The organism is Streptomyces sp. NBC_00370 (assembly GCF_036084755.1).
GTDB lineage: Bacteria > Actinomycetota > Actinomycetes > Streptomycetales > Streptomycetaceae > Streptomyces.
The window spans coordinates 4,162,383-4,178,744 of record NZ_CP107968.1; the positions used below are offsets into that span (position 1 = coordinate 4,162,383).

Here is a 16,362-nt window from a genome sequence, read left to right on the forward strand (position 1 = left end):
CCGCGAGCGCGTGCGCAGGGGCGCCGCGCGCGCGTTGTCCCCCGTGCGAGCTACGCGCAGGTGTCCACCGCGAGGTGACGATTCCCGCTGCCCGGATCCGTAGCGTCCTGAGCGTGCCGCGGCGCTCCGCTCGCGGGTCCGGCAAGGGAGTCATCATGCGGGTTGTCTGGCAGCTTGTGGCCGTCGCGGCCGTCTCTTTCCTCGGCGGGCAGGGGCTCGCCGCCGTGCAGGACAGCAACCCCTGGCTCGAACTCGCCATCGGTGCGCTGACGGCCGTGCTCGCGCTGTTCGTCTACGGCTGGGTGGTGGGCCGGACCGAGCACCGTACCGTCACCGAGGTCGAACTGAGCGGCGCGGGAGCCGCGTTCCGCCGGGGGACACTGATCGGCGTCGGGGTCTTCGGGGCCGTCGTCGCGAACTTCGCGGCCAACGGGTACTACCACGTCGACGGCGCGGGTTCGGCGCAGGGAGCGGCGGGGCTGCTCGGCTTCATGGCCGCAGCGGCCGTCACGGAGGAACTGCTGTTCCGCGGTGTGCTGTTCCGGATCATCGAGGAGCACACCGGCACCTGGATCTCGATGGCGCTGACCGGCGTCCTGTTCGGCGCCTACCACCTGGCCAACCCGGACGCGAGCCTGTGGGGCGCCGTCGCCATCGTCTTCGAGGCGGGCGGCATGCTCACCGCCGCGTACATCGCCACCCGCAAGCTGTGGGTGCCGATCGGTCTGCACTTCGGCTGGAACTTCGCCGCGGCCGGCATCTTCAGCACCGAGGTGTCCGGCAACGGCAGCACCCGGGGGCTGCTGGAGTCCACGACGTCGGGCCCGAAGCTCCTCACCGGTGGCGAGTTCGGCCCCGAGGGCAGTGTGTGGGCGATCCTGTTCTGCGTGCTGACGGCGGCCGTCTTCCTGCGGCTCGCCCACAAGCGCGGCACCATCGTGCCCCGCCGCCGCGCCGACCGGGTCGCGGGCCGGGCCGGCGCCGCCGTTACGCTTTCCCGGTGATCGACCTTCGGCGGGTCCCGGAGCTGTGGCGCAAGGTGAGCGTCCCGGTCCGGGACCTCCCGCTCGCCCTGCTGATCCTCGGCACGTCGTTCGTACCGTCGTTCCAGAGCCACGGAACGCAGTTCGGCGGGCTGCCGAACCGCTCCTTCGACACCCTGGCGGTCGTGGCGCTCGCCGCCGAATGCCTCCCGCTCGCGCTACGCAGGCGCTGGCCCGCTGTCTCGCTCGCGCTGGTGTCGCTCGGCTTCGCCGTCGACCAACTGCGCGGCTACCACTCCCTCGCCGGTACGGCGCTGCCCGTCGCGCTGCTGAGCGCGGGGTCGCATCTGGAGCGCCATCGCCGTACCACCGTGCTCACCGCCACCGCCGCTTACCTGGCGCTTGTGGCGGGGCTGTGCCTGCTCGGCGCGACCGAGGGGCCGGCCGACTTCGTCATGTACTACCTGGCGCTGATCCTGCCGTGGCGCATCGGGATCTGGCTGCGCGACACCCGGGCGGCGGAGGCCGAGCGCCGCAGGCGCGTCGCCCAGGACACCCTCGTCGCCGAACGCACGCGTATCGCGCGGGAGTTGCACGACGTCGTGACCCATCATGTGACGGCCATGGTCGTCCAGGCCGAGGCCGCCCGGTATCTGACGGCGGCACCCGACCGCCTCGACCAGACGCTCACCGCGGTCAGCGACACCGGCCGCAGGGCCATCACCGACCTGCGCCATCTGCTCGACCTGCTCAACCCCGACCACGGCCCGGAGACCAGGGCGCCGACGGTCGGCAGGCTCCTCACCCTCGTGGAACAGGCCCGCCGGGCCGGGCAGCCGGTGGAGTTCACCGAGGAGGGCACACCGGCGGAGTCCGTCGGCAGCGCGGGACTCGTCGCCTACCGGGTGGTGCAGGAAGCCCTGACGAACGCGCTCAAGTACGCCCACGGCATCCGCACGTCCGTCCAGGTGCGGCACAGCGAAAGAGAGATCACGGTGGAGGTCAGCACCTTCGGCAGCGGCTCCCGCGGCGCGTCCCCCGGCGGCAGCGGCCGGGGCCTCGCCGGTCTGCGGCAGCGGGTCGACGTGCTGGGCGGCGACTTCAGCGCGGGCGGGCGGACGGGCGGCGGCTTCGTCGTACGGGCCCGGATACCGGCGGGGAGCACGTCGTGAGCGGCCAGGCCACCGAGCCGATCCGGGTCCTGGTCTGCGACGACCAGATGCTGATCCGCACCGGCCTGGTGACGATCATCGACGCGCAGCCCGACCTGGAGGTGGCGGGCGAGTGCGGGGACGGCAGGACCGCCGTCGACCTGGCGTCCCGACTGCGCCCGGACGTCGTGGTGATGGACATCCGCATGCCCGTACTCGACGGCCTGGAGGCCACCCGGCTGCTCGCGGGCGCCGGGGTCGCGGACCCCGTCAAGGTGCTCGTGGTCACCACGTTCAACCTGGACGAGTACGTGTACGAGGCGCTGCGCGCCGGGGCGAGCGGGTTCCTGCTGAAGGACGCGCCCCCGGCCCAACTGCTGCACGGCATCAGGACCGTGGCCACGGGCGCGGCGCTGCTGGACCCCGAGGTGACACGGCGGCTCGTCGGCAGGTACGCGACGCGGATCCGGCCCGCCGACACCACGCCCGACGACAGCAACCCGCTGACCCCGCGCGAGCTGGAGGTGCTGCGGCTGATCGCGGACGGCTTCTCGAACAGCGAGATCGCCGCCGCGCTCGTGATCAGCCCGGAGACGGTGAAGACGTTCGTGTCACGCATCCTCGCCAAGCTGCAGCTGCGCGACCGCGTGCAGGCCGTGGTCTACGCGTACCGCCACGGCCTGGTGATCTGACAGCGCGGGACAGGCCCAGGCCCTCAGGCCCCTACGGAGCGACGTTGCGGATGAGCCAATCGTCGTCGTCGTAGCGGTCCCTCGCCGGGTCCACGGTGCTCGCCGGGGTCTCCTCGGTGGTGTCCTCCGGACGGACCCGCTCCGGAAGCTTCCCGAACCGAGCGTGACGAGCCGCCTCGGCGGTGTCTTCAGGCTTCTCTGAGTGCGTCATCTCAACCCCTCTCCGCCGTCATTTTACGCCTTACCTGCCCCGAACGGGCTCTGAGCGCGTACGTCACAACGGCGCGCACCGGCGCCGCGGGGCGGCGTACCCCGAGCGCCGCGCTCAGCGGGCCGTCCAGCAGGGACGCCGCCACGGCGGAGGCGAGCGGGGCCAGGGCGGCCGGCAGGCGGGCTGCCAGCAGCCCCTTGCTGGCGGAGCGCCACAGCGCCGCCCCCTCCGCGCTGGGGGCGAACCTGGCGCGCTCGAACTCGCCCATCCACCGCTCCACGTCGGCCAGCCGGCCGTCCGGGGGCTCGGGCAGCCGCAGCGCGAGCGCCAGGCTCAGATGGAAGGCGTACGCCGCTTCCCGCTCCTCGCCGGTGACCTGCCGATGGCCGTGCCGGTCGATGAAGCGCAGCGGACACACGGTGAAGCAGGCCAGCACGTAGCGCATCAGCTCGGGGGTGATGCCGGGGCGGTCGTGCACCGCCCGCAGCGCCTCGACGATCTGCCGGCCCTCGGGGCTGTCGACCCCGTGCCCGATCAGCCCGAACATGGCGGCCCCCGTCGCCTTGGCACGGGCGCGCGGCGCACTGGTCATCCGGCCCGTGCCGTGCAGCACGCGGGCGATCTCCGGTACGCCGAAGGTCCGTACGAAGCCGAGGGTCAGCCCGGTGCGGGACTCCTCCGGCATCGTCCGCAGGACGAGCCGCGCGTACGGGTCGGACGCGGCGTACGTCTGCCGCTCGCGCTTCGCGCCCGTACCCTTCGCCCCCGTACGCCTCGCGCCCGTCATGTGGCAGCGGCGGCGAGGGCCAGCGCCTCGCCGGTCAGCGGGGCGTTCAGATAGCGGGCCACCCGCACCAGATGCGCCCGCTCGCCCGCCGGTTCCGCGTCGAGGCCCGGCAGCGAGGCCTGGTCCTCGCGGGGGCGCGGCGGACGGCCCACGCTCAGCGCGTCGGCGGCGCCGCGCAGCGAGGCCGCCACGATCAGCGCGGCCCGGTCCGCCTCGTCGAGCCCGGCCCGGTCCGCGACCTCGGTCGCCGCGCTGACGACGGCCGGGTCGACCCAGGGCCGCAGGGTCAGCTGACCGTCACGGATCTCCAGGCCGCGCCTGGCCGTGCGCCACTCCAGGTCGCGGAAGGCCAGCCGCTCGGTCCAGGCGGACGGCGGCGCTTCGAGGGCCAGCCGCTCGTCGGCCAGATACGCCACGTCCCACAGCGGCCGCAGGGCCTGGTAGTCGCGGCGGCGCCGGGTCCAGGCGGCGGACGCCGGGCTGGCGAAGCCCGCGGTGATCAGGGCGGCGCCGAGCGCGGCGAAGACCGGGCCGAGCGCCGTACTGAGCCAGTCCGTGCCGGTCACACCGGCGGCGGCCGTCGTGATCGCGACGAGCTTGCACAGCACGTATCCGCAGGCGACGACGGCGCCGAGGGCGATCAGCCGGATACCGCGGCGCAGCGGTCCCTCCGGCAGCCGGGCGGCGTGGCCGAGGCAGACCCGGCCGATGTCGATCAGCGCGAACCCGAACCCGGCCTGGTAGAGGACGAGGAACGCGGCGATGAGCCCGCTCGTGGCGAAGGTGGTGTCGAACGTCAGGGGTGTTTCAGGGCGGTGGGCGCCACCGGTGAGGAACAGCACGGTCATGGCGGCGGCCAGCGCGGCGAACACGGCGAGGCGCTTGCGCACCTGGCGCCACGTGACGGTGGTGGCCGCGTCCCAGATCCCCTCGTCGGGACGGTCCTTGGGCGGGGTCCAGATCCGGGCGAGCGCCACGGCGCCCGCGGAGAAGCCGGTGATGCCCAGGTAGACGAAGAGGGTGGCGAGGTTGCCGCGGTGCGCCGCCCGGTCGATCAGCCGGTAGAGCACGGGCGACGCCACGACGAAGGCGAGGGCGGGCGCCGTGATCGTGAGGGCGACGACGAGCAGCCCGGGGGACGGATCGCGGTACCAGGCGCGGAGTTTGAGCACGGCAACGGCCACGGCCACCGTTCCGATGCCGAGGTAGACGACATTGAACGGTGTGTCGGGTATGTCAGACATGCTGTCCTTTACGGTGCTCCAGCGCGGGCGCGAGCTGGGAGGTCGTACCGGCTCCCGGCGCCAGCATCAGGGCCCGGGTCAACTCGGCCCCCAGGATCTCCGCTTCCTCTTCCGCCGTGCCGTCGTAGTGCGAGCGGCCGAGCACGAGCCGGAGCATGTCGGCGTCGATGGTGGGCAGTTCGACCTCGTCGCCGGGCCCTTCGGGCGCGACCGCCAGATGGCCGCAGAGCAGATGGGCGAGTTCGTGGCAGATGATGTGGGCCCGGTGCAGCCCCGAGGTCTCCTGCTCGAAGTAGATGTAGTCGGTGTCGGCGCGGCGTTCGACGAAGCCCGACGGCTCGCCGACCCGCATCCGGCGCGGGACCAGCCGGACGGGCCGCCCGGCCCGCTCGGCGACGACGGCGCACAGCTCCTCGACCGTGCCGAGGCGTGGCAGATCCAACTCCTTGACCATGGCCCGCATTCGGCGGCGGGTACGTCCAAGATCTCGCACGTCATCCCCATCAACCGGCTGCCAGTGCCCCAACCGCGTCCGCCGGTAGTCGCTCACGTCTCGGGCGCGTCGGGCAGCCCGACTGCCTTTCGCAGTTGTTCCACCACGGTGAGGGCAGCGTCCTGCATCTCGGGCGGCAGCCCGGCGGCCCGCATCGCGATGCGCTCCACTTTGGCATCCCGCAGTGTCTCAATTTTCCGCAGGTCCCGCTCGACGGCCTGAGCCGTGGCGGAGTCACTGAAGTAATCCAGCGGAATTCCGAAGAATTTGGCGATCTTCACCGCATTCTCCAGGCTGGGCTTCTGGGTGCCTTTACGGAGGTTGCCGATGTATGTACCGCTCAGCCCCGTTCCGTCCGCGATTTCCGTATCGCGCCACGGCCGGCCAAGATCCTTCGGGTAGATCACCGAGATCACTCGCCGGAAGCGGGCGGCGAAGTCCAGCGGATCCGACGCTTCTGCCGCGTCCGGGCGTGGAGAATCGGTGGCCATGTGCCGGATCATAGAACTCTTCCCCCACCGAGGGGGATCCCGCACCCCCGATGATCTACACGATCGTTGCGAATAAACCGGCTAAACGTCACAGAGGGCGCCGAATCGCTACTGCGGATCCGTAAAATAATCAACTTTAGTTGACTTTACCTCGGACCCAAGTGGAGGATCGGCACCTGTGGACGCTGGGCGTCTGCTGCCCCACGGGGGTGGGCAACAGCGCCCGGCGCCAAGGCATTTCGGCTTCCGCTCGGAGGCCGTGCCGCGTCGTGTTCACGCGACCCCCCGACCGGTCGAGGCATAGCTCCTCCCGGTCCCGCTCCTCCCGCTTCCTTCCGCCACCCGGCCCCGCGCTGCCGGATCCCGCACGTCCGGATCGCTGACGCCCTGTCACGCATTGGATCTTGCAAGGAAAAGTATAGATTCGACAAGGATGCATCAAGTTATTGCGCTCCTATGTCGCTGAGATTACGGTCCACCCTGCGCCGCCAGCCCCGACCTGTGTCAAACACGGCGTAGTCCGGCATTCCGTGCCGAAAGGAGCAGAAGGTGTTCCGTTCCATCCCAGAACCACTCCGAGAGCTACGACGTGTCCTCGTCCTGGTCGTCACGTCGGCGATGGTGGCCGCGGTCGGCCTCATCGCACTGGCGGTCCAGCCGGCGTTCGCCGCGGCGGCGGCCGCCGCGACCGGCGGTGGCGGGGCGAGCCTGCCGTACGCCGAGGTGCAGGCGGAGAACTCCGCCACCAACGGCACCGCGATAGGCCCGAGTTACGCGGCCGGACAACTGGCCGACGAAGCGTCGTACCGCAAGGCGGTGACCCTCCAGGGCACCGGGAAGTACGTCACGTTCACCACCCCCGTGGCGACCAACTCCATCGACTTCCGCTACAGCATCCCGGACACCTCGGGCGGTTCGGTGTACAGCGCACCCCTGTCGCTTTACATCAACGGCACCAAGCAGCCGGACTTCAGCCTGACGAACGCATACAGCTGGTACTACGGCAGTTACCCGTTCACCAACTCCCCCGGCAGCAACCCGCACCACTTCTACGACGAGGCGCACCGGCTGCTCCCGACGTCGTACCCGGCGGGCACCACCTTCAAGTTGCAGGTCGACGCGGGCGACACCGCGTCCTCGTACACGATCGACTTCGCCGACTTCGAGCAGGTCGGCGCGGCCCTCCCGCAGCCGTCGGGCTCGGTCTCGGTGACCAGCAAGGGCGCGGACGCGAGCGGCGTCAGCGACTCGACCAGCGCCTTCAACGCCGCCGTCAGCGCGGCGGGTTCGGGCGGCACCGTATGGATCCCGCCGGGCACGTACAAGATCCCCGGCCACATCAGCGTCAACAACGTGACGGTCGCGGGCGCCGGTATGTGGTACTCGACCGTGACCGGCGCGGCGCCCGGCTTCTACGGCAACTCGGCGCCCAGCCCGAGCACCAACGTCCATCTCAAGGACTTCGCGATCTTCGGCGATGTCCAGGAGCGGGACGACAGTGCCCAGGTCAACGGGATCGGCGGGGCGATGAGCAGCTCCACCGTGTCGAGCCTGTGGATCGACCACATGAAGGTCGGCGCCTGGATGGACGGCCCGATGACGGGGCTGACCTTCAGCGGCATGCGGATCCGCGACACCACGGCCGACGGCATCAACTTCCACGGCGGCGTCACCAACTCGGCCGTCACCAACAGCGAGTTGCGCAACACCGGTGACGACGGCATCGCGACCTGGGCGGATTCCGCCCTCGGCGCCGACGCCAACATCACGATCTCCGACAACACGGTCGAGACACAGATCCTCGCCAACGGCATCGCGATCTACGGCGGTCACGACAACACCGTCAGCGGCAACCTCGTCCAGGACACCGGGCTCGCCCAGGGCGGCGGCATCCATGTCGGGCAGCGGTTCACCTCGACGCCCGTCGGTACGACCACCATCGCCAACAACACCATGATCCGTGACGGCGGGCTCGACCCGAACTGGCAGTTCGGCGTCGGCGCCCTGTGGTTCGACGGCAGCCAGGGCGCCATCACCGGGCCGATCAACGTGACCAACGCGCTGATCGAGCAGAGCCCGTACGAGGCGGTCCAGTGGGTCGAGGGCACGATCAGCGGGGTCAACCTCAACAACGTGACCATCGCGGGCACCGGCACCTTCGCCCTGCAGGAACAGACCGGCGGAGCGGCCAAGTTCACCAACGTCACGGCGACCGGGGTCGGTGCCTCCTCCCCGGTGTACAGCTGTGAGGGCGGCAACTTCGTGGTGACCGACGGCGGCGGCAACTCCGGCATCAGCGGGACGCCGATCTGCGGCCCGTGGCCCGCGCCGGTCTTCCCGCCGTACCCGGCCGAAGGCGTGACGGCCACCCCGAGCGCGCTGAACTTCGGTTCGGTCGCGACCGGTTCGACCAGCACGGCGCAGACGGTGACGGTCTCCAACCCGACCAGCTCGGCCGCCAGTGTCTCCTCGGTCGCCGCTTCGGGCGACTTCACCCAGACCAACACGTGCGGCTCGTCCATCGCGGCGCACGGCTCGTGCGCCGTCAGCGTGAAGTTCGCCCCGACGGCGACCGGCACCCGCAGTGGCACCCTGACGGTCAACGCCGGCGGGAACAACAACACGGTCACCCTGTCCGGCACCGGCACAGCGCCGGGCCCGGTGCTCGGCGCCACCCCGGGCGGACTCTCGTTCGCCGCGACGGTGGTCGGCTCGTCGGCCACGGCGCAGACCGTGACGGTCACCAACTCCGGCACCACATCGGCGACCGTCTCGAACGTCGCCGTCACCGGTGACTTCAGCCAGACCAACAACTGCTCCACCGTGGCGGTCGGCGCTTCCTGCGCCGTGACCGTCGGGTTCAAACCGACGGCGGGCGGCTCGCGTGCGGGCACCCTGACCGTCACCAGCAACGCCAACAACAGCCCGACCACCGTCGGACTGAGCGGCAGCGGCATCGACAGCTCCACCAACATCGCGGCGGGGCAGCCCGCTTCGGCGAGCTCCAGCAGCAGCCCGTACGTGCCGGGGAACCTCACCGACCCGGACGCCTCGACGTACTGGGAGAGCAGCGGTTCGCTCCCGCAGTGGGCCCAGGTCGACCTCGGCAAGAACTACAGCGTCGGCAAGGTCGTCCTCAAGCTGCCGCCGGCCGCCGCCTGGTCCGCCCGTACCGAGACCCTGACGGTGCAGGGCTCGACGGACGGCTCGTCCTTCTCCACGATCGTGGGATCCGCCGGGCACCTCTTCGACCCGAGCGCCAACAACAACACGGTCACCATCCCGTTCAGCGCCACCACCGCCCGCTATCTGCGGGTCAACATCAGCGCCAACAGCGGCTGGGCAGCGGCCCAGTTGTCCGACTTCGAGGTGTTCCCCAGCGGCAGCGGCGGTACGTCCACACCGGCGACGCTGACGACGGGGCCCTCCTCGCTCACCTTCGCGAGCCAGGCACCCGGCACCACCAGCGCGGCGCAGACGGTCACCGTCAGCAACACCGGAACGGCGGCAGCTGCCGTCTCCTCCGTCGTCGCTTCGGGTGACTTCACGCAGACCAACACCTGCGGCTCGTCCATCGCCGCCGGCGGCACCTGCTCGGTCGCCGTCAAGTTCACCCCGACAGCGGCGGGCACCCGCACCGGCACTCTCACCCTCACCAGCAACGCGTCGAACAGCCCCACCACCGTGGCGCTGACCGGCACCGGCACCGGCACGGTCAGCACCAACCTGGCCGCCGGCAAGGCCACCACCGAGTCCAGCCACAGCGACGTCTACCCGTCGTCGAACGTGACGGACAACAACCAGAGCACCTACTGGGAGAGCGCCAACAACGCGTTCCCGCAGTGGGCGCAGGTGAATCTCGGCTCGGCACAGAGCGCGAGCCGCGTCGTACTCGAACTCCCCGCCGGCTGGGGAGCCCGTAACCAGACGCTGACCCTGTCGGGCAGCACCGACGGCACCACCTTCACCACCGTCAAGGCCTCGGCCACCTACTCCTTCAACCCGACCGCCGACAACAAGGTGACCATCACCTTCCCTGCCACCACCCAGCGCTACTTCCGGGTGACGGTCACGGCCAACACCGAATGGCCGGCGGGACAGCTGTCGGAGTTCCAGGTCTGGAACAACTGATCCGACGCGCTCCACACCCGCCGCCGTACGCACCCGACCTTTTGCTACCCTTCGTCGCCAATCAGTTACCTTGCGTGACGAGCGGGAGCGTGTATGAAGGTCGTCTGTGTCGGCGGCGGGCCCGCCGGTCTGTACTTCTCGATCCTGATGAAGCGACAGGACCCGTCCCACGACATCACCGTCCACGAACGGAACCCGGCCGGCTCCACCTACGGCTGGGGCGTCACCTACTGGGCGGGGCTCATCGAGAAACTCCACGTCCACGACACCGAGTCGGCGCGCACCATCGGCGAGCACTCGGTCCGCTGGAGCGACGGCGTCGCCCATGTCGGCGGCGTCAGGACCGTCCACCACGGCGACGAGGGCTTCGGCATCAGCCGCCGCACGCTGCTCGACATCCTCGCCGAACGGGCCAGGGCCCTCGGCGTGCGGGTCGAGTTCGAGAGCGAGATCACCGACCTCGCGCAACTGCCCGACGCCGATCTGGTGGTGGCGGGCGACGGCGTCAACAGCGCACTGCGCGAGCAGCACGCCGCGCACTTCGGCCCCGCCGCCGCACCCGGCCGCAACGTCTACAGCTGGCTCGGCACCACCAAGGTCTTCGACTCCTTCACCTTCGCCTTCGTCGATACCCCGCACGGCTGGATCTGGTGCTACGGCTACGGGTTCGACGCCGACCGGAGCACCTTCATCGTCGAGTGCTCCCCTGCCACCTGGGCCGGCCTCGGGCTGGACCGGGCGACCGAGGCCGAAGGCCTCGCCGTACTGGAGGCGCTGTTCGCCGAACCCCTCGAAGGGCACCGGCTGATCGGGCGGGAGCACGCCGACGGTACGGCGCAGTGGCTCACGTTCCGCACGCTCACCAACCGGGCGTGGTCGCACGGCCGTCTCGTCCTGCTCGGCGACGCCGCCCACACCACCCACTACTCGATCGGCGCCGGCACGACCCTCGCGCTGGAGGACGCCATCGCCCTGGCGGACGCGCTGCGCGGCAGCGGGCCGGGGAGCGGCGGCCCGGGGAGCAGCGGGCCGGGTGGCGCGGCCGAACTACCGTCAGCGCTCGCCCGGTACGAGCGGGAGCGGCGCGCCGCCCTGCTCTCCGTACAGAGCGCGGCCCGCTACAGCGCCCAGTGGTACGAGAACCTGCCCCGCTACCTCGGCCTCCCGCCCCGGCAGATGTTCGCGCTGCTCGGCCAGCGGCACTCCCCGCTGCTGCCGCACCTGCCGCCGCGGCTGTACTACCGACTCGACCAACTGGCAGGTCGGTTGGGCCCGCTGCGCACACTCAAGCGCTGGCTCGGCCCGCGGCTGGCGCGGACCGTGCACGCCCGGCGGGCGATCCCGGCAAGCCGGCAGCCGATGGCGGAGCAGCCCGCCGAGGTGTCGCGCGCCGACTGAGCCGAAGCCGCCGAACTCGGTGGCTGTGCCAAGGGTCTTGACTCCCGTCCTGGTCTAGTCCAATCTCGGGGGCGCGCCGTCAAGGCGTCTGCCTTGATGGCGTCCCCCCACTGTCATCGAGAGGACAAGATCATGCGTCGACGTACCCCCGCCACGTCACGCCGGACGATCGCCACGTCCCGCACCGCCGCGCGGCTGGCCGCAGCGGCGGCCGTACTCGCCCTCGCCGGCGCCGCCACGGGCGCCGCGTCGGCGGCCACCGCCGCCGCCCCCGCTTCCGTACGGCCGGACGCGGCGGCAAGCTTCGCCCCGTACACCGACATGTCCAACTCGCAGGAAGGCCTGCTGGACACCGCGATAACCCAGCACGGTGTGCGGACCTTCACCGCCGGATTCGTCATCGGCTCGGGCTGCAACCAGATCTGGGGAGACACGCTGCCCGTCGGCGACGACTCCTTCACCGACCCGCTCATCGAGAAGGCCCAGTCCGAGGGCGCCTCCGTCATCGTCTCCTCGGGCGGCGCCGCAGGGCTGCCGCTCGCCTGGAGCTGTACGGACCAGAGCGCGATCACCGCCGGCTACCAGAAGATCATCGACTCGTACCACCCCAGCTCCCTGGACTTCGACATCGAGGGCGGGGCCATCGCCGACACCGCGGCCGCCACCCGCAACATGACGGCGATGAAGAGCCTCAAGGACGCCAACCCCGGTCTGACGTTCTCGGTCACCCTGCCCGTACTGCCGGACGGACTGACCGCGGACGGCGTCAACATCATCAAGGCCGCCAAGGACGCGGGCGTCAAGATCGACGTCGTGAACATCATGACGATGGACTACTACCAGGGCTCCCAGGACATGGGGCAGGCCGCGATCAGCGCCGCGACCAGCACCCTCGCCCAACTCCGGTCCGTCGATGCGAGCTACGGCTACGACAACCTCGGGATCACCCCGATGATCGGGGTCAACGACGACGGTTCGGTCTTCACCACGGACAACGCGTCCACGGTCAAGGACTGGGCATCGGCCAACGGCGTGGGACGGCTGTCGTACTGGTCGATCAACCGCGACCAGTCCTGCGGCGCCGGATCGGTCGGCGCCGCCGCATCGCCCACGTGCAGTGGCGTCTCGCAGAACCAGCTGGCCTTCACCGACATCTTCGGCTCCTGACCGACCGCTGATCAGCACCTGACCGACACGAGACCCGCGCCACTCCTGGCCCCGTTCCCCCCGCCCGCACCCGGCGCATAGGGTCGGTGGGGCCGGGAGCGGCGCGGTCCGCCTCCCCTGGCACCAGCCCTACCAGGAGGAAGCACTGTGAACGAGCCGGCCCCGACCCCCGTGCAGAAGGAGATCGCCCGCGATCTCCAGGTGTCCGAGACCTTCGACGCCGATCGGGAGATCGACCGCCGGGTGGCCTTCCTCACCGAGCGGCTGACGTCGACGGGGCTGCGCGCACTGGTCCTGGGGATCAGCGGTGGCGTCGACTCGACGACGACCGGCAGGCTCTGCCAGCTCGCCGTGGAGCGGGCGCGGGCGGCGGGCCACGACGCCACGTTCTTCGCCATGCGGCTGCCGTACGGGGTCCAGGCCGACGAGCACGACGCACAGCTCGCCGTGCGGTTCATCCGTCCCGACCGGCTGCTGACCGTGGACGTACGGCCCGCCAGCGACGCGGCGCTCGACGCCTGCCTGGCCGCCGACGTGGCGTTCCGCGACGCGGGTCACCAGGACTTCGTGCAGGGCAACATCAAGGCGCGGCAGCGCATGGTCGCGCAGTACGCGGTGGCGGGCGCGCACGACGGACTGGTCGTGGGCACCGACCACGCGGCCGAGGCCGTCTCGGGCTTCTTCACCAAGTTCGGCGACGGCGCCGCCGACGTCGTACCGCTCACCGGTCTGACCAAGCGCCGGGTACGGGCGCTGGCCGCGCGGCTCGGCGCCCCCGACGAGCTGGTGCACAAGATCCCCACGGCCGACCTGGAGACCCTCACCCCCGGCAAGGCCGACGAGGACGCGCTCGGTGTCACGTACGAGCAGATCGACGACTTCCTGGAGGGCAAGGAGGTGAGCGAGGCGGCTTACGAGTCGATCGTGCGCCGCTACCGTCTCACCGAGCACAAGCGCCAGTTGCCGATCGCCCCGGCCCAGGCGGATTCGGGCGTGTGACCGCCTCAGCCGCGGATTCGGGCGGGTGACCGCCTCACACGCGGCGGCTCAGCCTTCGACCGTACGGGCGAGGATGCCGAGCGTGGCGCGCAGGCCGGCCTCGGGGATGACGGGGAAGATGCCCGCCTCCCGGTATCGCTCGGCGATCTGGCTCCAGTCGTAGTACGACGTCACGAGCGTCCCGGTGGTGCTGGGTTCGAGCCGGTAGCCGTAGAGATGGCGGATCGGCGGCTGGATCGTGCCGGAGATGGTCCACTCGATCGCCGCGTCCTGCTCGAAGCGGGTGATGATCACCGTGACGTCGTACTTGCCCATCGGGAGGTCGTTCAGCGACTCGCGGTCCATGTGCACGACGAACTCGTCGCCCGCCTTCCCGACCCGCTCGCCCTCGGCGGACTGAAGCATGCCGGAGCTGTCGATCGACACGTGCCCGGTGGGTTCGCACAGCACGTCGAAGACCTTCGCGGGAGCCGCCGCGATCTCCCGCCGGACCTCAAATCGCTCATTCGTCATGGTCCCCACCCTCGCATGCGCGCCGGTCGCCGCCCGAGGCTCCCCGCCCGGCTGCCTACCCGGCTGCCTACCCGGCTGCCTACCCGGCTACTTGCTCGGCTACTTGCTCAGCACGTTCGCGAGAATGATCAGCAGCCCCAGCAGCACATCCACCCCGCCGACCCGGCAGGCGGCGAACCGGCCGCGCTTGGCCACCCGCGCCGACCAGAAGCCCCAGCCGAAGAGCGCGACCACGTTGATGACCAGCGCCACCTCGATCCCGACGTCCTCGCTCCACCAGCCGATGAACGCGCCGAGCAGCGCGGCCACGGTCGGCAGCACGGCCGCCACCAGCGGCCACTCGGTCAGCACGGACCGTACGGTGTCGGCGGTGGCCTTCCGGCCGGCGGGCGCGCGGTGCGCGATGGCGTGGGCGTAGCCGTGCGCCGCCGCCGATGCGACGGCGGCGAGCAGCACCCAGACGGCGTCGTACCCGGGGTCGGCGGGACCCTCGTCATGGCCGAGAGCCGCCGCCAGCGCGCTGGCGAGCACCGTGCCGTACACACCGCCGAACAGCAGGCGCTGCAACGGCTCGTCGCGCCGGCCCGGCTCTTCGACGGGGGCGGAGCTGTCGTCGGTCAGGGGACTGGCGGGCACGGCGCCACCTCTCGGAGCGGAGCAGGTCGAAGGGACGGCAAGCGGACGGCCGACAAACGGACCGCCGGGAAGCGGACGGCCGACAAGCGTCGGCTGCGAAAGATGTAACAGCACGTCAGGCCGATCTCTCCGGACCGACGCCGAAGGCGGCGGGCGCGTGCAGCATGGACATGCCATTACCGGCGTGGGATTCTGACGGCGGCACAGACCGTGCGGGTGATACGCCGACAACGTTGTCCACCCCGTTCAACCCGGCGCACCCACACGGCCTTACGTACTCACCCCCCACCCGGGGAGGACGTACCTCTCCGGAGAGTAGGAGCTGCCTCCATGAGACGCGCCGCCATCCTGTTCGGCTCACTCGCACTCGCCGCCACCGGCTGTCTGATCGGCACCGCCCAAGCGGCACCCGCTCCCGCCCCCACCGGCTCGCACAGCACCTCCGTCTCCGCCGCCGACCAGCGTGCGGCGGTCCGGTTCTGGACCGCCGACCGGCTGCACGGCGCGCGGGAGATGGCCGCCCCGGCCACCGCCGCCGCCTCGGCGCCGTCGCCCGCCGGTCACGCGTCCGCCGCCGTGTCCCGGCCGCTCACCGAAGTACCGCCGGTCGCCGCGCCCGCCGAGGCGGCCGTACGGTCGGCGAAGTCCGTCGCGGCCTCGGCGCCGACCGCCTGGACCGGCGGCGGACTGATCAGCACCACGGCGGGCAAGGTGTTCTTCCAGCGCGCCGACGGCGGCACGTTCACCTGCTCGGCCACCGTCGCCAACAGCGACAACAAGTCCGTCGTCCTGACCGCAGGACACTGCGTGGTCGACGCGGGCACCGGCGAGGTCTACCGGAACTGGGTCTTCATCCCCGGCTACGCCAACGGCAACCGGCCGTTCGGCACGTTCACCGCCACCCAGCTCTTCCACCTCGACCAGTACGTCTCCACGGGCGGCAACGCCAACTGGGACTTCGCCTTCGCCCGGGTCGGACAGGTCGACGGACGCTCGCTCGTCGACACCGTCGGCGCGCAGGGCATCGCGTTCAACTCGGCCACGGGCCGGCATGTGCACTCCTTCGGCTACGGCGGCTCCGCCGAGGAGGGCAGCGGCGAGCGGCTGAACCACTGCGAGGGCGACGAGTTCATCGACGGCGGCCGGCCGGGCTCCACGATGTGGGGCATCGACTGCGTACAGAGCGGCGGATCGAGCGGAGGCGGCTTCCTGGCCGACTTCGACACCGCTGCGGGCGCGGGCGCCCTCGTCGGCAACATCAGCGTCAGCGCCGGGGCGAACGAGTACCACCCGACCCTGGGCAACGAGGCGCTCGACGTCTACCGGCAGGCCGGCGCCGTCTGACCGCCGGACCTGCTGACAGGCGCTAGGAGCAAGCAGCCGCAATCCGGGCATACGGCCCGGAGTGCCGGGTAGGGAGGGCGGACGGTGCACCCCGTACCGTCGGGGTGCACCGCCGCCCGTCC

Annotated in this window: 15 protein-coding genes; 8 read left to right on the plus strand and 7 right to left on the minus strand. The window is 71.0% G+C overall.

Translation table 11 applies throughout. From position 1 onward, the window contains the following. Positions 1-155 precede the first annotated feature (155 nt). From OHS57_RS18490 to OHS57_RS18500, 3 genes are read left to right on the plus strand one after another with little or no spacing between them, the layout of a single operon-like run. Positions 156-1,004: a CPBP family intramembrane glutamic endopeptidase gene (locus OHS57_RS18490; RefSeq protein ID WP_328582707.1), complete on the plus strand. Its 849-nt coding sequence runs from the start codon at positions 156-158 to the stop codon at positions 1,002-1,004. Then, positions 1,001-2,155, plus strand: coding sequence for a sensor histidine kinase (locus OHS57_RS18495; RefSeq protein WP_328582708.1), 1,155 nt, complete (start codon positions 1,001-1,003; stop codon positions 2,153-2,155). Before OHS57_RS18490 ends, OHS57_RS18495 begins: the two co-directional genes overlap by 4 nt. Then, entirely contained in the window at positions 2,152-2,826 is a 675-nt protein-coding gene (locus OHS57_RS18500) for a response regulator transcription factor (RefSeq protein WP_328582709.1), read from the plus strand. The genes OHS57_RS18495 and OHS57_RS18500 overlap by 4 nt, the downstream gene beginning before the upstream one ends. Before the next feature lie 31 nt (positions 2,827-2,857). Here OHS57_RS18500 and OHS57_RS18505 read toward each other — a convergent pair whose 3' ends face one another. From OHS57_RS18505 to OHS57_RS18525, 5 genes are all read right to left on the minus strand, one after another. Then, on the minus strand, positions 2,858-3,037 hold the full coding sequence (locus OHS57_RS18505; RefSeq protein WP_328582710.1) for a hypothetical protein: 180 nt from the start codon (positions 3,035-3,037) through the stop codon (positions 2,858-2,860). Between the two features lies 1 nt (position 3,038). Continuing rightward, positions 3,039-3,824 carry an oxygenase MpaB family protein gene (locus tag OHS57_RS18510; RefSeq protein WP_328582711.1) on the minus strand — a complete coding sequence of 262 codons (786 nt, stop codon included), beginning with the start codon at positions 3,822-3,824 and terminating at the stop codon, positions 3,039-3,041. Further along, the gene (locus OHS57_RS18515) at positions 3,821-5,068 is read right to left on the minus strand and encodes an MAB_1171c family putative transporter (RefSeq protein ID WP_328582712.1); all 1,248 of its coding nucleotides are present in this window, start codon (positions 5,066-5,068) and stop codon (positions 3,821-3,823) included. The genes OHS57_RS18510 and OHS57_RS18515 overlap by 4 nt, the downstream gene beginning before the upstream one ends. Further along, positions 5,061-5,531 carry a hypothetical protein gene (locus OHS57_RS18520; RefSeq protein ID WP_052457072.1) on the minus strand — a complete coding sequence of 157 codons (471 nt, stop codon included), beginning with the start codon at positions 5,529-5,531 and terminating at the stop codon, positions 5,061-5,063. The genes OHS57_RS18515 and OHS57_RS18520 overlap by 8 nt, the downstream gene beginning before the upstream one ends. Positions 5,532-5,614: 83 nt before the next feature. Next, the gene (locus tag OHS57_RS18525) at positions 5,615-6,052 is read right to left on the minus strand and encodes a helix-turn-helix domain-containing protein (protein WP_157874319.1); all 438 of its coding nucleotides are present in this window, start codon (positions 6,050-6,052) and stop codon (positions 5,615-5,617) included. Between the two features lie 549 nt (positions 6,053-6,601). Between OHS57_RS18525 and OHS57_RS18530 the strand changes: the two genes are divergently transcribed. The 4 genes from OHS57_RS18530 to nadE all read left to right on the plus strand — a co-directional run bounded on the left by OHS57_RS18530 (position 6,602) and on the right by nadE (position 13,747). Next, complete coding sequence (locus OHS57_RS18530; protein ID WP_328582713.1) at positions 6,602-10,183, plus strand: choice-of-anchor D domain-containing protein; 3,582 nt, start codon at positions 6,602-6,604, stop codon at positions 10,181-10,183. A gap of 93 nt (positions 10,184-10,276) precedes the next feature. Continuing rightward, positions 10,277-11,581 carry an FAD-dependent monooxygenase gene (locus tag OHS57_RS18535; protein ID WP_328582714.1) on the plus strand — a complete coding sequence of 435 codons (1,305 nt, stop codon included), beginning with the start codon at positions 10,277-10,279 and terminating at the stop codon, positions 11,579-11,581. Between the two features lie 132 nt (positions 11,582-11,713). Further along, positions 11,714-12,748 carry a chitinase gene (locus OHS57_RS18540; protein ID WP_328582715.1) on the plus strand — a complete coding sequence of 345 codons (1,035 nt, stop codon included), beginning with the start codon at positions 11,714-11,716 and terminating at the stop codon, positions 12,746-12,748. A gap of 147 nt (positions 12,749-12,895) precedes the next feature. After that, positions 12,896-13,747 carry an ammonia-dependent NAD(+) synthetase gene (nadE, locus tag OHS57_RS18545; RefSeq protein WP_328582716.1) on the plus strand — a complete coding sequence of 284 codons (852 nt, stop codon included), beginning with the start codon at positions 12,896-12,898 and terminating at the stop codon, positions 13,745-13,747. Positions 13,748-13,795: 48 nt separating this feature from the next. Here the strand turns inward: nadE and OHS57_RS18550 are convergent, their stop codons facing one another. Both OHS57_RS18550 and OHS57_RS18555 read right to left on the minus strand, forming a co-directional pair. Continuing rightward, on the minus strand, positions 13,796-14,260 hold the full coding sequence (locus OHS57_RS18550) for an SRPBCC family protein (protein WP_041995741.1): 465 nt from the start codon (positions 14,258-14,260) through the stop codon (positions 13,796-13,798). Positions 14,261-14,359: 99 nt separating this feature from the next. Continuing rightward, on the minus strand, positions 14,360-14,896 hold the full coding sequence (locus tag OHS57_RS18555) for a hypothetical protein (RefSeq protein ID WP_052457069.1): 537 nt from the start codon (positions 14,894-14,896) through the stop codon (positions 14,360-14,362). A gap of 330 nt (positions 14,897-15,226) precedes the next feature. On the opposite strand from OHS57_RS18555, the gene OHS57_RS18560 reads away from it, so the two are divergent. Next, complete coding sequence (locus tag OHS57_RS18560) at positions 15,227-16,240, plus strand: trypsin-like serine peptidase (RefSeq protein ID WP_328582717.1); 1,014 nt, start codon at positions 15,227-15,229, stop codon at positions 16,238-16,240. The last annotated feature ends 122 nt before the right edge of the window (positions 16,241-16,362 follow it).

What these genes read in the sequence shown, in the direction of transcription:
- OHS57_RS18490 (WP_328582707.1), top strand. Translation starts at nt 156, where the DNA reads ATGCGGGTTGTCTGGCAGCTTGTGGCCGTCGCGGCCGTCTCTTTCCTC.
- OHS57_RS18505 (WP_328582710.1), bottom strand. Translation starts at nt 3,037, where the DNA reads ATGACGCACTCAGAGAAGCCTGAAGACACCGCCGAGGCGGCTCGTCAC.
- OHS57_RS18510 (WP_328582711.1), bottom strand. Translation starts at nt 3,824, where the DNA reads ATGACGGGCGCGAGGCGTACGGGGGCGAAGGGTACGGGCGCGAAGCGC.
- OHS57_RS18515 (WP_328582712.1), bottom strand. Translation starts at nt 5,068, where the DNA reads ATGTCTGACATACCCGACACACCGTTCAATGTCGTCTACCTCGGCATC.
- OHS57_RS18520 (WP_052457072.1), bottom strand. Translation starts at nt 5,531, where the DNA reads ATGCGGGCCATGGTCAAGGAGTTGGATCTGCCACGCCTCGGCACGGTC.
- OHS57_RS18525 (WP_157874319.1), bottom strand. Translation starts at nt 6,052, where the DNA reads ATGGCCACCGATTCTCCACGCCCGGACGCGGCAGAAGCGTCGGATCCG.
- OHS57_RS18535 (WP_328582714.1), top strand. Translation starts at nt 10,277, where the DNA reads ATGAAGGTCGTCTGTGTCGGCGGCGGGCCCGCCGGTCTGTACTTCTCG.
- OHS57_RS18540 (WP_328582715.1), top strand. Translation starts at nt 11,714, where the DNA reads ATGCGTCGACGTACCCCCGCCACGTCACGCCGGACGATCGCCACGTCC.
- OHS57_RS18550 (WP_041995741.1), bottom strand. Translation starts at nt 14,260, where the DNA reads ATGACGAATGAGCGATTTGAGGTCCGGCGGGAGATCGCGGCGGCTCCC.
- OHS57_RS18560 (WP_328582717.1), top strand. Translation starts at nt 15,227, where the DNA reads ATGAGACGCGCCGCCATCCTGTTCGGCTCACTCGCACTCGCCGCCACC.